Source organism: Izhakiella australiensis, assembly GCF_002006995.1.
GTDB classification, from domain to species: Bacteria; Pseudomonadota; Gammaproteobacteria; order Enterobacterales; family Enterobacteriaceae; genus Izhakiella; species Izhakiella australiensis.
Genome location: NZ_MRUL01000007.1, coordinates 40,653 through 55,179, shown reverse-complemented (window position 1 = coordinate 55,179; position 14,527 = coordinate 40,653). Strand labels below are relative to the sequence as shown.

Annotated in this window: 12 protein-coding genes; all 12 read right to left on the bottom strand. The window is 50.5% G+C overall.

All coding sequences use genetic code 11. From position 1 onward, the window contains the following. Nucleotides 1–103: 103 nt before the first annotated feature. Entirely contained in the window at nucleotides 104–976 is an 873-nt protein-coding gene (gene rfbD, locus BTJ39_RS11745; RefSeq protein ID WP_078002892.1) for a dTDP-4-dehydrorhamnose reductase, read from the bottom strand. Between the two features lie 136 nt (nucleotides 977–1,112). Next, complete coding sequence (locus tag BTJ39_RS11740) at nucleotides 1,113–2,450, bottom strand: oligosaccharide flippase family protein (protein ID WP_078002891.1); 1,338 nt, start codon at nucleotides 2,448–2,450, stop codon at nucleotides 1,113–1,115. Beyond that, nucleotides 2,447–3,670 (bottom strand): glycosyltransferase, encoded by a 1,224-nt coding sequence (locus BTJ39_RS11735; protein ID WP_078002890.1) that lies wholly within the window; start codon nucleotides 3,668–3,670, stop codon nucleotides 2,447–2,449. The genes BTJ39_RS11740 and BTJ39_RS11735 overlap by 4 nt, the downstream gene beginning before the upstream one ends. A gap of 3 nt (nucleotides 3,671–3,673) precedes the next feature. Continuing rightward, a complete protein-coding gene (locus BTJ39_RS11730; protein ID WP_078002889.1) occupies nucleotides 3,674–3,922 on the bottom strand; it encodes a hypothetical protein in 249 nt (82 codons plus the stop codon). A gap of 135 nt (nucleotides 3,923–4,057) precedes the next feature. Beyond that, complete coding sequence (locus BTJ39_RS11725) at nucleotides 4,058–6,277, bottom strand: phage tailspike protein (RefSeq protein WP_078002888.1); 2,220 nt, start codon at nucleotides 6,275–6,277, stop codon at nucleotides 4,058–4,060. Between the two features lie 82 nt (nucleotides 6,278–6,359). Further along, nucleotides 6,360–7,394, bottom strand: coding sequence for a glycosyltransferase family 4 protein (locus tag BTJ39_RS11720; RefSeq protein WP_078002887.1), 1,035 nt, complete (start codon nucleotides 7,392–7,394; stop codon nucleotides 6,360–6,362). 98 nt (nucleotides 7,395–7,492) lie between these two features. Beyond that, nucleotides 7,493–8,245 carry a glycosyltransferase family 2 protein gene (locus BTJ39_RS11715; RefSeq protein WP_078002886.1) on the bottom strand — a complete coding sequence of 251 codons (753 nt, stop codon included), beginning with the start codon at nucleotides 8,243–8,245 and terminating at the stop codon, nucleotides 7,493–7,495. Between the two features lie 109 nt (nucleotides 8,246–8,354). After that, nucleotides 8,355–9,479: an EpsG family protein gene (locus BTJ39_RS11710; RefSeq protein ID WP_078002885.1), complete on the bottom strand. Its 1,125-nt coding sequence runs from the start codon at nucleotides 9,477–9,479 to the stop codon at nucleotides 8,355–8,357. Between the two features lie 39 nt (nucleotides 9,480–9,518). After that, nucleotides 9,519–10,424 carry a glycosyltransferase family 2 protein gene (locus tag BTJ39_RS11705; protein WP_078002884.1) on the bottom strand — a complete coding sequence of 302 codons (906 nt, stop codon included), beginning with the start codon at nucleotides 10,422–10,424 and terminating at the stop codon, nucleotides 9,519–9,521. 99 nt (nucleotides 10,425–10,523) lie between these two features. Then, complete coding sequence (locus BTJ39_RS11700) at nucleotides 10,524–12,713, bottom strand: polysaccharide biosynthesis tyrosine autokinase (protein WP_078002883.1); 2,190 nt, start codon at nucleotides 12,711–12,713, stop codon at nucleotides 10,524–10,526. Between the two features lie 12 nt (nucleotides 12,714–12,725). Further along, nucleotides 12,726–13,160 carry an arsenate reductase/protein-tyrosine-phosphatase family protein gene (locus tag BTJ39_RS11695; RefSeq protein WP_078002882.1) on the bottom strand — a complete coding sequence of 145 codons (435 nt, stop codon included), beginning with the start codon at nucleotides 13,158–13,160 and terminating at the stop codon, nucleotides 12,726–12,728. Nucleotides 13,161–13,179: 19 nt separating this feature from the next. Continuing rightward, nucleotides 13,180–14,316, bottom strand: a complete 1,137-nt coding sequence (locus tag BTJ39_RS11690) for a polysaccharide export protein (protein WP_078002881.1) — start codon at nucleotides 14,314–14,316, stop codon at nucleotides 13,180–13,182. Nucleotides 14,317–14,527: the final 211 nt, after the last annotated feature.

The window sequence follows — 14,527 nt, the reverse complement described above, 5'->3', positions numbered from 1 at the left end:
TTCTTATCAGAACTGCATAAAAGTTGCAGCAACGGCCAATAAATATCCCTGCATATCTTCTGGCGGGCGTAACTTCCGCCTCAATCGCTAGCGCTTTTAGTATTCAGCGATATTTATCTATCGATGCTAACGCCGCCTGCCAGTCACTGGGCTCAATGCCAAAGGTTTGCCGGATCAAGCTACAATCAAGTCGTGAATTTGCTGGCCTGTGCGCTGCCGTCGGCCACTCTGAAGATGCGATGGCGCTAATTTCCGGCTTGCGCGCGATGACTTCACTGGCTTCTGCCTGCATTAACAGCGCTTCAGCGAATTCAGCCCAGCTGACATAGGGGAAACCACTGTAATGATAAATGCCCCACGCTGTATGCGACTTCTCAGCTATCTTTTTTACGATGATATAAATCGCCGCGGCGATATCGGCCGCACTGGTTGGGCCGCCGTACTGATCGCCGACAATGGTTAATCTGTCACGTTCGCCAGCCAGTTTAATCATGGTCTTAACGAAATTATTGCCATACTGGCCGAACACCCATGCGGTACGCAGAATGATATGACGCTTGCAGTGCTGCCTGACCTCTTCCTCCCCCGCCAGCTTGCTTGCACCGTAAACCCCGGCAGGGCCCGTCGGGTCCGACTCCACATAGCAGGCGCGCTTATCGCCAGAAAACACGTAATCGGTTGAGATATGTATTAACGCCGCGCCAACCGACTCTGCAGCTTTAGCGAGATGTCTGGCCCCATGTTTATTCACGGCAAAGGCCAGTTCAGGTTCACTTTCCGCTTTATCAACGGCGGTATAAGCCGATGCATTGATAATGATATCCGGCTGATAAATCGTCGCTTCACGTATTACGGCAGCCTCATCCGTAACATCCAGCGAACGATGGTCCAGCGCGCGGACCTCATCACCAGAAGGACTGGATACCATCAGCTCTCTTCCTACCTGCCCGCCGGCACCAACAATCATTAATTTCATGAAATATTCTTATAAATCGGAAAAGATAATAGTACCTGATTGCCCGTTAACTGAGACAGTTTTTCTGCTACCGAGCCGGCTATCTATATGCAGAATGGACGACAGGTCTATTGACGAGTCTTGCACAATATTTCAGTTAACGGCGGAGAAACCATTCAGGCATAACATGGAGGTCATAATAGCTGACGCAAAGCATAATAATGATGAACAAAAGAGTGATTGGCGCCCACTGCCGCGTATAGGCAAGGAAAGAAATCCCCGTTACGGGTCGAATAAAGACGGGATGAACCAGAAGGGAAATCACCAGCTGAGTGAAAGATAGCAGCAAAGCGACATAGTGGATGTTGGGATAAAACGCGACGGTTGTGAACAATACAACCATGACTGAACTGGCGATGATATTCCAGTAAAATTCCAGATTGGTGCGGCCATTTGCTTGCGAAATGGTGCCTGTTAAGCCGCTCATCGGGCGTAGCATACCGAACAGCAGCATCAAAGGAACCAACGGATAAACGTCTCGCCAGGTATTACCGTATAACAGCCAGGCAATAATCGGTGAACATACGCCGATTGCCAGATACAAGCCGCTGCTGATCAGCGTAGTGATGAAGGTCGCCCGCAGAAAAAGCTGCTGAGTCTGCGCCCGGTCATGCTGCCGCTGGGCAAAGAGCGGCAGCGAAAGTCGATTAATAACCGGTAAAATCAGCTTTAGCGGCTGCAAAATGAGTTCTTTCGCCAGCGAATAAATGCCGACCGTGTCCGCCCCCAGCAGCTTACCAACAATCAGAGAGTCAGCCTGGGTACGCAGCTGGCTGATGCTTTGCGATCCCAGCTGGAAAAAACCGTAGCGCATCGCACTGACTGCGGTACCGCGATCAAACTCATACGATGGCCGCCATGTCCGCTCGCCGAGAAACATCATGAGCAGAGTCCGGCTCAGCGCATTGATAAACAAACCGAGAATGACCGCTGAAACTTTCAATGACGCCAGGTAGATCATGGCAAGTGTACACACAAAAGCGAATAGTTTGCTGACTATCTCAATTTTCGCCAGCTCAATCATACGCTGCGCTTTAACATAGTACGCCTGATACTGGGACAGATGACCCAGCACCAAAAAATTAAGGCTGGTCAGGGCAACCAGACCAGCCATTTCGCTTAAATGATAGAACCAGGCTACCGGCCATGCCAGCAGGATCAGCGCACCACCGATGACCAGGCTAAATATCACGTTAATCCAGTAAACGGTGCTTTGTTCTCGTACTGAAATGGTTTGCCGGTGAACAACATAGCTGCTCATACCAAGGTCTTGTAACACCGTGGCAATCGCCAGCAACGCATTGACTATCGCCAGCACGCCAAGCTGGTGGCTATCCAGCTTGCGCGCCAATACAGCCAGCTGGAGAACCTGTAATAGAGCGGCAAAGCAGGTACTGGAAAATAGCCAGGCCGCCTGTAACCGCAATATATTCACACCACTTTTTCCAACACCTGCGCCAGCTGCCGGTAAACCGTATGCTGATTAAACTCCGTTTCTACTTTATCGCGCGCGGCTTTTACCACCGGGGCAATATCGTGCTCACCGTTTGCCAGGCTGAACAATATATTCGCCAGTGACCGATCGTCACCTTCAGCGGCCAGCCAGCCGGATACATTATTCTCGATAAGTTCAGGGATGCCGCTGTGGTCGCTGGAAACAACGGGAAGCCCTACCGCCATCGCTTCCATTAAGGCCACCGGAATACCTTCCATATCGCCATCTTTCGCCGTCAGCGAAGGCAGCAGGAAGATATCGGCCGCGTCAAGATAGCGCTTAATCTCTTCCTGAGGTTTAAAGCCAGGAAGCTTGACGCAGTCATCCAGCTTTTCGCTGGCGATAAGCGCTTCCAGCTCTGGCGTAAGATCGCCATTACCAATGATGGTGTATTCAAATTCCGCGCCCATCGCTTTTAGCTGGCTACAGGCTTTAATGGCGACATCAAGGCCCTTTTTCTCAGTCAGGCGCGCCACGGAGAGAATGCGTAGCGGTTTATGCAGACTTGCCCGCGCCTGGAAGCTAAATTTTTCCGGTTCGATACCCATGCGGGTAACGACGATTTTCTCCGGTGGACACCCCATCTCGATCAGCTTGTTCTCCCACAAGTGACTAATCGGCAGCATCAGTTCAGATTGCGCGAATAAGTTAAGGTAGTCTTGCTTATGCTCGTCAAGAATGTGGCGCCGCGAAATATCGGCGCCGTGGAACACCGTCGCCTGCTTACCATGCAGGATACCCAGTTCACGCAGCTTATTCGCTAACGCACCGGCATAGCCAAAATGAACCAGAAACAGATCGGCCGTATAAACCTTGTGCGCTCTGGCAACGATCGAGGGCAGCAGCAGCTTACTTGACTGGGCGCCGTAGCGACCAACGTTAAGCGATTTTAACAATGAAGGGCGTAATAAACGGGGCAGCACAATACTAAGACGCTGCTTCAGCTTTTCGCCGTTAGTTACTTTTTCTTCAGGCAGTAGGTAATGGGTTTTTTCCGCAAGGTTATAGCGATCAAAAGCACCGTGGCGGTTGACTAAATCGCCCGGGAAAACAGAAATAATTTCAACCTCATAGCCGATATCAATAAAGTGCGTTACCTGATTGAGTACAAAGGTTTCTGAGGATACCGGAAAGCGCATGGTAAAAAAGGTCAGCTTCATAGATCACCCTGGTAACTTAACAAGCGCAACGTTGATTTTAACATCGCGAGGCTCCGCCGCGGCGAACGCAGGAGTGACTGTACCAACTGAGCCGGTCAGCTCGTGATTAACATTTCGAGTAATGCTTACATCCATCAGGTTTTTCACCTCATCTGCCATTTGTGGCAAAGCAAACTGTTCCAGCGCGCCCAGAGAATTGCGCGCATTATTAATGGCAACGATAACTGCCGCAAAGTTCCTTGAAATATCCAACTTAGACGGCCTGCCAGAAAAATATTTTTTCTTAGTTTAAATTTGAGTCGCTGATATCCCGCAAAGACGTACTGCTTGATGATAGCCTTTATCATGCCGGGGAGCGGTTACCCCCCCGGCTTACTTCTATTATTACTATGATTTTATTGAAAAATAAGGCACTGCACAGGTCTGACCGTTAATCACCATCGAAATAAATCCGGCGGGTTTAGAGGTATCGACCTGCTCGACTTTCAGCGCGCGTGAAGCCAGCAGTAAATCTCCGTCTTCATTGGCGCCAATACCGGCTTTACCGTTGTGTAGCGCAAAGCGTCGTGCCAGCTGATGTCCGTCAGAAGGCGGGCTGGCTTTCTCCATTTTATTGTCAAAGCGCGCGCACTTGCCGGCAACAAAACGGTCTTTAGCATTGGTGGTGATCAGTATACCGGCGGCTGGCACCCAGCCCGCCAGCTTGATATACACCTGGCAGTCAGCATCATGGGGCGTGACAATCACCACATCCTCAATCGGACTGCTGCCCTCAACGTGCCAGCTGCCTTCAAATTTATGCACTTTGCGCTGCAAACTGAGGATAGCTTTACCGCCGGTGGTTGCCTTGTCTGCTACTTTCTGCAACGCATTTTTGTCACTGCCGTTGGAGTAACCTGACTGGCCCAGAATCTCGATTTCCCAGCAGTCACCGACTTCCGGCGTCCAGATATTGCCCAGCTGGTACCAGCTGGCCTGATTGCTGTTATTAACCAGCCGGAAGCGCGAGGTGAGAAAATTGTATTTCACGCTACCATCTACCGCGATGCCATAAGACTCGACGCGCGTTGAACCCTGCTCCCAGGGACTGAGCAACTGATGCTTTTCATCACGGCTGTTATCGATCCAGCTGCCCGCCTGCAGGTTTGTCTGCCGCATGTTCAAACGCGAGCTGTGGGCTATAAGTGGGTTTTTACAGGTTTCAATGCTCAGTGCGTCAACGATCCACTGACCGTTAGAGATATCCCCCGGATAGTCGCAATGCTCAATCCAGCCGTTATGGATAATCGACTGACCACAGCGCTGCAGATTCAACACCATGCCTTTAGTGCAGTACTGCGCATTAAAGTTTGACAGCTCAATCGCGGTACTGTGATCCCACTTGCCCTGCTTGGTGTCAGACCATACTGACTTGATCACATCGCCGGTGCAGTGGGTGGCGTACCACTGATCGATTTTACAATCCAGGGTATCCATCAGGCTCAACGAGGTGCCGCCAATGTTAATAAAGCGCAGGCAGGCACCGCGGAAGAACTGGCCTGCGGGGCATTTGTTATTAAAAAAGCCCTGCGTGTTCGGCTTTTTGTCAGTCTGCCCGTTAACCTGAAGATTACTGATCTCAACCCAGCGGGCATTGACGTTAAAAATAAAATCGTCGCTACCGTCTGAAATAATGGTGGTCGCCGGGAAGTAACCGAAATTAACCATCGCGCCAGAGACGCGGAAAAAGCGCGTTGACTCTTTCGAATAGTCGATGCCGGTCAGAAAGAAGGTGCCCGCGGGAAACTGAATGCAAATCTCTTCGTCAGCTGACTTAGACCAGGCATACATCGCCTTAACCGCGCTCGCCGCATCGGTTTTACCATCTGCGATGGCGCCAAAATCAAACAGCGTTAAACGGTTAAAATCTTCAACAACCCGGCGCCAGTGAAAATCGCCGCCGGATGAAATAATGACCCCGCCATCATCTTTGCCTGCCGTCAGGCTGCCGATAAACTCGCCGCCGCCAACCTCAGAGCCGTCATGCCAGCCCTTCAACTTAATTTTAGCGCCTTCAAACAGCGGGCGGGTGTGGCGCAGCGCCTCAATGGAGGGGATCTCACCGATCAGCTGATAACCGGTCGGCTCGGCCAGACGTGCGCCGAACTGGCTGGCGTTAGGTTTGGTTACGTCGGCAATGTTAAACAAGGTTTGTCCCTGATTATCCACTACCGCCATTGAGTGGGCCGCTTCCGCCAGCAGCGCGGCGTCATCATTAATAAACTGGCTGAAATTGTTCTGATTTAAGGTAATGGGCTGCTGAATTTGCGAAAGCTGGCCAGATTTGGTGCGCAGATAAACGTTAATCCAGTTTTCCTGCTTCGTCGGATCGGCGCCGGCTTTACCAATGTAGAGCTTGCCCTCAAAGTGCCGCCAGAATTGCTCCGGCATGGTGTAAAGGTTTTCTGGTGTCAGAATGGGTACATCGTCTTTCGGCAGACCGCCGGCGGGCACGCTTTTCAGCGACAGCGATGGCGTGCTCCCCTTCGCCTCGCTGGCGAAAGAGCTGACCGAAAGCGTCGCGATGACTGACGTCAGTGCCGTTTGCAGAAGTTCTCTTCTTTTCATTCAGGCTATCCTGTTTGGTTAAGCCCCGCAGGGCGTGAATGAGTAGTCCAGAGGCACTGCTGGAGAGTTATTATGATCCGCGCTAAACCAGCGACAGCCAGCTTTGTTTAATCACCTTGCCGTCGAATTTCAGCGAGGTGGTGCGGGTCTTTTCGCTCATGGCATAAAAAAGCGCATCGTTGCGAGCAAGCTCGGTCATCCTGGCGACAAAGTCCGTTTTATCGTTCATGGCAACCAGAAAACCGTCCTGGTTATGATTAATGATCTCCTGTGGGCCGGTCGGGCAGTCGTAGGCAACAACCGGCAGCGACCAGGATTTAGCTTCCAGTAAAACCAGCGGCAGCCCTTCATAGCGCGAGGTCATCAGCACCACGTCGCTGTCGCGATAGTAATCATTAATATTGGAGACCTTGCCGATAAACTGAACGCTATTGCTGATATTTAACGCCTGCGCCTGCGCTTCAAGCGCCTCGCGCTGCTCGCCATCCCCGGCAATGATCAGCGTCCAGTCCGGGTTATCTTTTACAAAACTGGCCCAGACATCCAGCATCAGATCGAACCCTTTCTGATTATCTAAACGCCCCACCGCCAGCGCCCGGTGGCTGCGGCTGGTGCGCTGATGATTTTTAAATACGATAGGGTTTGGAATGGTCAGGCTTTTGATATTCCAGCGATTGAACACCTGATGGTCTTTATCGGTAAGTACCACCACGCGATCGTAATAGCGCAAGGTCAGGAACTTAAGCAATTTGATCGGCTTGCTGAAGGAATTAATGGCAATATGCTCGCAGGCGTACACTTTGGCTTTTTTGGCCCGCAGCGTCAGCATGCTGTGCCAGGCAAACATCACGCTCAGGCGTCCCATGCTGATCAGAAAAACACAGTCAAAATCTTCCCGGCTGATGCGACGAGCAATCGCCTTTATCGGATTGCTCTCCTGGGCGAAGCTTTCAATTTTCTTCACATGAGTGAAAGGATAAAACGGCTGCCCCTGTCCTTCCATTGAATAAATGGTGACCTCATGCAACTCACCCAGGCACTCTGACATAAAGTTGCAGATATTCTCGGTGCCGGCGTAGGAATATGCGTCTTTGATGACCAGTACAATCTTTTTCATCAGGTCTTCGCACCTTTTTAACATCAATGTTCAAAGGGAATATCAGGCGTATTCATCACCCTCACCCGTTAAAATAGTTATTTCTTATGACAGCATGACTATCTGTGCTTTAGCGTGAATAACACGCCGTTAACCATATACCAGAGATAATAGTAATATACTTTTAGTGGATTGTTTTTATAGATAAATCTTAATAAATCGAGGTGCCAGCGCGCGGCCTTATTTTTATTACGCGACAGGGAATCACCCAGCTCGTAGTAATTAACCAGATTTTGCGCAACGACACGCGCCTGCTGATACTGTTCAAACAGCTCATATAAAAACAGGAAGTCTTCATGGCCCTTTTTGTGAAAACGCACATCGCGCGGCGGGCGGCGATAGCAAACCGAGGAAAAACAGACGCGGAACCGCTTTTTGACAAACTCATCTTTGGTGAGATGCGTTCTCGCCCAGCGGACGTCATAAGATTTGGTGCGCGAGCGGTAATGATAATGACTGATGCTCAGGTCATCGCCGCTAGCAAGGGCCTGCATTTGCAGCGTTAATTTATTTTTTTCCCACTCATCATCGCTGTCCAGAAAGGCGATAAAGGATTCGTTAGATGCCTCCAGCCCGACGTTGCGCGTCTCCGCAGCGCCGAGGTTTACCGGATTATCCAAAATAGTGATGCGCGGGTCGGTGCAATGTTCCCGCACCAGCGCCAGCGAGTTGTCGGTGGACTTATCGTTAATCAGATAAATATGCCAGTCCTGCCAGGTTTGATTCAGGACCGAGTGAATTGCCCGCAGAATCGTTTCTTTTGCATTGTACATAGGGATAATAATCCCCACTGTACCCAGTTGATTAGTCATCGGGATACCTGAAATTTGTCAGTAACAGCGTGAATATAAAGCCGGGGAACACCTGCATGCCCCCGGAAATTCAGACGATAGCGGCCAGATTTATTTGCCAGCCGCCTGTTCAGAACAGGCGGAAGATGGGCGCAATGCTGTAGCCGGTTATCGATTGAACGGAAAGAATCGTGTTATAGGCCAGGTAGTAGGTCACCACCGCCGCCAGCAAGCCAAAGTTCAGCACCACGTTACGAATGCGCATCATCAAAAATGCCAGCAGCAGCGGTTCCGCATGCAGGAACAGGTTGCCAACCCTGCCGCCGATAATTGAGAAGTCGGAGAAAATAATACGCACCGCAGCCCCCACCGAATAGGCGATAAACAGCAGGTAAGGCAGGCGATCTTCTTTCTCGATCGGCTTGTTAAAATAAACCAGCGTGAAGAAGCTGATAAAAATAATATTTTTCAGGTTCGCCAGGCTGACGACCGGATTGGGCCGGTCGAAGATGGTATTTTCATAGCCCATTGCGCGATCGCCAAGGGAAGGTACGATCCCCAGCGAATCCAGAAACAGCTTTTTCCCGCCGACCAGGCCGAGCGGAATCGCTACCAACACCATGGCCAGACCGAAGTATTTACGTTCCTTAATGAACAGGAAAGGGGCAACCAACAGCAACGCATAGCCGGTTGAGTGCGACTGGCTGCTCATTACCAGGAAAATAACCGCGAGAATATATTTCCGCCCCGCTGCGGTACAGATACAGGCGATGGCAAAGGCGCTTGAAAGGCCGAAGCGAATCTGATTCATATCCTTGTTAATAAACAAGTGGGCTGAATACAGACACAGCGAGCAGAGAATCAACGGCGAATATTTTTTGTAGATGAACGAGTTTGTTCCGACGGCCACAAAAGCGACGAACAGCAAGAAGTAGTAGCTTTCATTGCTGAACCAGGAAAACACCCATGCCAGCAGCATGAACATTTTTTCATAACGGTAGACATCGGTAATTGTTGCATAGTCCGAAATGCCAACCTGCCGGGAAAAATCATGGAAGAAACCAAGGTACTGCCAGTCATCAATCCCGGTATTGGGGCCGCGCATGCCGGCGAAGAAAATCAGGACGATGGTCATGACAAAGAAAAAATAGGTCACAACACGTTTGATTCTCGGCTCGTGTAGTTGGTCAATCGTTGCCAGTTCAAACAGGCATAAAACTAAAAGTGTGTAGCTGATAATCCAGTAAATCGCCATTCTATTCCCCTGGAGTTATTATTTTTTGCGCAAGTAACGCTATTTTGACCCCAGTCGCTGCCTGACTTTCTCTTTCAGACGGTTGATAAAGTAAGCGCGGTTATCTTTATTCGTTAAGAAAAAGTAGCGAGCAAAACTGAGGCTAGCCTGGAGGGATTTACCGTCCATTTTATAACGTAATGGCAATTTATACGCTTTATAGGTGTGAACATCGCGGCTGGTCAGGTGCTGTTGCATGCTATCAAGCCAGAAAAGTGAGTATTTCACCGACTCCCCTTTATGGCGGGAGCCAAAGCTGGTTACCAGATGGTAAGTCGCCAGCGGCTGCGAAATCATAATAAACTCATAGCCCAACTTATCTGCGCGAATGCAGAAATCATAGTCCTGATGGCGAATATAGCGCTCATCGAAGCGAATTTCCTCGGCATACTCGCGCTTCAGCACGATAGTGCTGGTCTGGATAAACCCGTAGCAGCCAAACAGATACTCAGCCACGGTTTCCGTTGCCGCAACCGGCTGCATCGGCATCACTTTAAGAAACGCGCCATCCTGATGGATATTGACCTGGCTGAAGATGATATAACGCTGCTTGCCAGCGGCTTCCAACATCGCAATCTGCTTTACCACTTCCTGCAGCTTATCTTCGCGCCACTCATCATCGGCATCGAGAAAGCTGATAAAATCGCCGGTCGCCAGTTCAATGCCGCGATTACGCGCCCCGGCGCCGTTAAGCTTTTGCTGTGATAATTCAAGTTTAATATTGAGATCCGCATAACGCGGCGATCTGACCACCTGCTCCAGCTGCATAGCATCGTTTGATTTGTCATCAACGATAATGACTTCATAATTTTTATAGGTTTGCGCTGCTACGCAATCTAAGGTGGTTTTAATTGATTCCGAAGCGTTATAGGCAGGAATTACAATTGAAAACAGAATATCCGTCATTCCCATACACCTTTTAAAAGTCAGTAAAGACGTCGCAGAAACCTGTCAGACGCAAAAAAACGGAGGAACCTGCATCTACAGGCTCCTCCTGATTACCTGTTAGCTTTTAGCATCTTTGCCATAGCTGTAATCGTAATAGTCGTAGCCATAACCTAAAGAGTTAGCGGCTTTACGTACTACGGCGTTGAGAATCACGCCCTTAATCTGTACACCGTTTTGATCGAAACGCTTATAGCTGAAGTCGATTTCTTTGGCGGTATTGACCTCGAAGCGAGCAACCATCAGTGAGGTACCGGCCATTTTACCGATAATAGCGGCGTCGGTGACGGCCAGAATCGGCGGCGTATCAATCAGTACCAGATCGTAATGCTGATTGGCCCACTCCAGTAAATCTTCCATACGTTTGTGCATCAGCAGCTCAGAAGGATTCGGTGGGATCTGACCACGCGGCAGGAAATCAAACTGCCATGGTCCGTTCTGAATCAGCGTCTCACTAAACGGAACCTTGCCAGACAATACGTCAGACAGGCCGGCTTTGTTATCCACGCCCAATAGCTGATGGGTATAGCCACGGCGCATATCGCCATCGATGAACAGCACCTTCTGACCGGCCTGGGCAACCAATGCCGCCAGGTTAGAACAGATAAAGGTTTTACCAATTCCAGGGCTGGCGCCGGTCAGCATCAGCACGTTGTTTTTCGCTTCCATCATGGCAAAGTGCAGGCTGGTTCGCAGGCTACGGATCGCCTCGATAGAGAGATCGGTCGGATTACCCAGCGCCAACAGCGTGTTATGGGGATCGAGCTTCGCGTTATGGCTTCTGCGGATTAATGCTTCCATATCGCGTTTACGCTGCCAGTCTGAAAGCGGCACGCTGGAGTAAACATTGATGCCAAGCTCTTCCAGCTGTTCAGGATTCTCAATACCATGGTGAAACAGCGCTTTAACCAGAATCGCGCCAATCGCCACGATTAATCCGGCGACCAGGCTTGCCGCGACGATCAGCAGTTTTCTCGGCGCCACCGGATTGCCAGCGGTATCGGCGGTATCAATAATGCGCGCATCGCCAACGGTACTGGCTCTCTGGATATTCAGCTCCTGCTGGCGATTCAGCAGGGTCATATAAATTTCCTGCCCGGACTGCACATCGCGCGTCAGACGCACAATTTCCTGCTGGGTTTGCGGCATTCCCGCAATTTTCTGATCCAGCTTCTTCTGCTCATTTTGCAGCGTCTGGCGTTTTTCCAACAGCGCACGGTAGGTGGGGTGATCTTTGGTGTACAGCTGTGAAACTTCTGCTTCGCGGAAGGTCAATTCGTTCAGCTGACTCTGGACGTTCACCGCAGAATCAAGCGCCGCTTTGGCCTCCATCGACATATCAACGGAGTCGTGCTGACGGCGATAAGTATTCAGGCGGTCTTCGTCTTTATCCAGCTTTTCGCGTACCGAGGGCAGCTGGGTGGCGAGGAACTTCAGGCTTTTCTCAGCTTCGGCCGATTTACGCTGCACATCCTGCAACACGTAATTATTCACAATCGCGTTCAGGACCTGCTTAATTTTCACCGGGTCTTCACCGGTATAAGTCAGGCCGATAACACCGGTGGTTTTTCCTTTATCTGCTGCCGTCAGGTTATCGAAAACCAGTTTAATTGCCTGACGCTCGGTCAGTTTGGTCACCGTAAAGCTGGTGCCTGGCTCGGCCTGGATAGCGCTGACCATCATGGTTACGCCTTTGTGCTGCTCCAGCTGGCCTACTTTGCCTTTAAATAGCTCATCACCATCTTTGCTGACGGTATATTGATTATTATCGTTAACTTCAACACTAATGGTCGGCGGCTTTTCGTAAGATGCCGGCAGCGTCAGTTGCGGAATAGTAATATGACCTGGCTCATTACCAAATATACGTGAAAAACCTTTGCCAATAATCGGCAGGTAGTTTTCCTGTACTAATACATCCAGTCCGAGGTCGCGCACGGTTTTACCCAGCACCAGGCGCGAAGTCATAATATTCACTTCGGTCTCAGAAGCTGGCGTCGGGCCTGCGGGCATGGCGTCAGTAAAATTAGCTAATACCGGCGTGGTGTTTTTCTGCTCAACCTGCACCATGGCATCAGCGCTATAAATCGGCGTTGCGAACAGGGCATAAAGCGTGCCCAAAAGCATAAAAAGTGCTGCAATAGCAACGATTATCCACCGATGATCGACAATTTGTCCTACAAGGTGGGCAATATCCCATCCACCTGCTGCATCGTCTCTGCGCGCTGACGGTACTTTACTTTTTATATTCATGGATAATCCCAATTATCGGCTTAATGCGTTGACCCATTTCTGGGCAGCGTTTTCTAATAATCCATACGTGGCTTCATAAGCGTCACGACTTTTGCGGTAGGGATCTGCAATCTCCCGCTGATCGAGCCAATGACCGAACAGCATGGTTTTACCGCGCACCGCCGGGTTGATGCGCACCACCTGCTGCAGGTGACGTTTCTCCATCACCAGGATGAGATCGGCATCGTGACACATAGATGATGTCAACTGGCGTGCTACGTGACCATCCAGCGAAATGTCGTGCTGTAAAGCGACATCGCTGGCGGTTCTGTCCGCCGGATGCCCCTGAAGGGCACTTAATCCGGCGGAAGCCACCTGCTTTTCAGGCAGCGACTGGCGCAACAGACGCTCCCCGGTTGGGGAGCGGCAGATATTGCCAACACAAACAACTAAGATTGAATGAAACATGGCGCGACCTCACCCATTCTTACCAGTTATGAATGGTTTCTACGGTGTGAGTTACGTCATACACGTTGGTAATAGTCGGCACCAGCTGAGAAATCACGCGGTTCCAGCGCGTCAGCGGCGTAGAGGTAACATAAACAATATCGTAAGGCTCCAGCTGGAACTCAGTACCCATCACCATTGCCGATGCGTCTTTGGCATTCAGCTGATAGATATTGGCGATTTTGCCGCCAGCCGTACGCTGTTTAATCGGACGAATAACGAAGATGCCCGTCGCGTTAGCCGTCGTCTGGTCCATACCCTGAGAATTACCCAGCGCTTCGGCCAGCGTCATACCGCTGCGATCCATTTTCAGCGTCGCCTGCTGCTTCACTTCGCCCATCACGAACACTTTCAGATTATCGTTACGCGGGACGTAGAGAATATCGCCAGGATACAGCAGCCGGTTTTGCTTGAGGTCGCCGTTTTGCATCAGCGCCTGCAAGGAGATGCGATTCTCAGCACCGTTATGGGTCAGCACCACATTGCGCCAGTCAGCATCCTGGGTAAGACCCCCCGCAGCGTTAACGGCATCCAGAATGGTCAACGGCACATTGGTAATGGGCTGCTGGCCGGAGTTGGTTACCTCACCGCTGACATAGACTTTTTGCGATTTAAACGAAGCGATGCTGACATCTACCTGCGGGGTTTCAATATACTGCGCCAGGCGGCGAGCGATAACGTCGCGGACTTCCTGCACGGTGCGACCGGCCACGGCAACCCGGCCGATATAAGGATAGAAGATGGTGCCATCAGAGTGAACCCAGTTGCCGGTATCGCTGGCGCTACGATACTGGCCAGCAGGGGTAGTCAGTTCCGGGTGATCCCAGACGGTGACGGTTAAAACATCGCCAATACCAATACGGTACTGGTAGTTCTGAATTTCCTGCTGTAAACCAGCATTAGGCTGAGCGACCACCGGACGCGGACGCATTCTTTCCACCAGGCCAGGCGTCATTGGGTAGACGTTGACGTACTTGTTAATATCGTAATCATTATCCTGTTGCTTAACGACATCCTTGCCGCCCGTAGTCAAATTCTGACCCGGAACGACCGTACATCCTGAAATAAGGCTTACCGATACCAGCATGGGTATCAATTTAGTTTTGATTGTAATCATCTATATCATCGCTATCAGTAATTTGATTGATAGAGGCGAACTCGCCGCTGTGTGGCGCTACAAAATGCGAAAATGTGCAAAATATCAGACCTGGCAATGGGTTATCATCAGCTAAAGCTCCCTTCCTTCGTGCATTTATACCGAAAACCGAATCAGGCTATTCACCTTCATCACATCGCGGCCCCTTTATCCGGATGATGCCGGACCACAC

Coding starts and splice junctions, on each gene's coding strand:
- rfbD (WP_078002892.1), bottom strand. CDS start 976: ATGAAATTAATGATTGTTGGTGCCGGCGGGCAGGTAGGAAGAGAGCTG.
- BTJ39_RS11735 (WP_078002890.1), bottom strand. CDS start 3,670: ATGAAGCTGACCTTTTTTACCATGCGCTTTCCGGTATCCTCAGAAACC.
- BTJ39_RS11725 (WP_078002888.1), bottom strand. CDS start 6,277: ATGAAAAGAAGAGAACTTCTGCAAACGGCACTGACGTCAGTCATCGCG.
- BTJ39_RS11720 (WP_078002887.1), bottom strand. CDS start 7,394: ATGAAAAAGATTGTACTGGTCATCAAAGACGCATATTCCTACGCCGGC.
- BTJ39_RS11715 (WP_078002886.1), bottom strand. CDS start 8,245: ATGACTAATCAACTGGGTACAGTGGGGATTATTATCCCTATGTACAAT.
- BTJ39_RS11710 (WP_078002885.1), bottom strand. CDS start 9,479: ATGGCGATTTACTGGATTATCAGCTACACACTTTTAGTTTTATGCCTG.
- BTJ39_RS11705 (WP_078002884.1), bottom strand. CDS start 10,424: ATGACGGATATTCTGTTTTCAATTGTAATTCCTGCCTATAACGCTTCG.
- BTJ39_RS11700 (WP_078002883.1), bottom strand. CDS start 12,713: ATGAATATAAAAAGTAAAGTACCGTCAGCGCGCAGAGACGATGCAGCA.
- BTJ39_RS11695 (WP_078002882.1), bottom strand. CDS start 13,160: ATGTTTCATTCAATCTTAGTTGTTTGTGTTGGCAATATCTGCCGCTCC.
- BTJ39_RS11690 (WP_078002881.1), bottom strand. CDS start 14,316: ATGATTACAATCAAAACTAAATTGATACCCATGCTGGTATCGGTAAGC.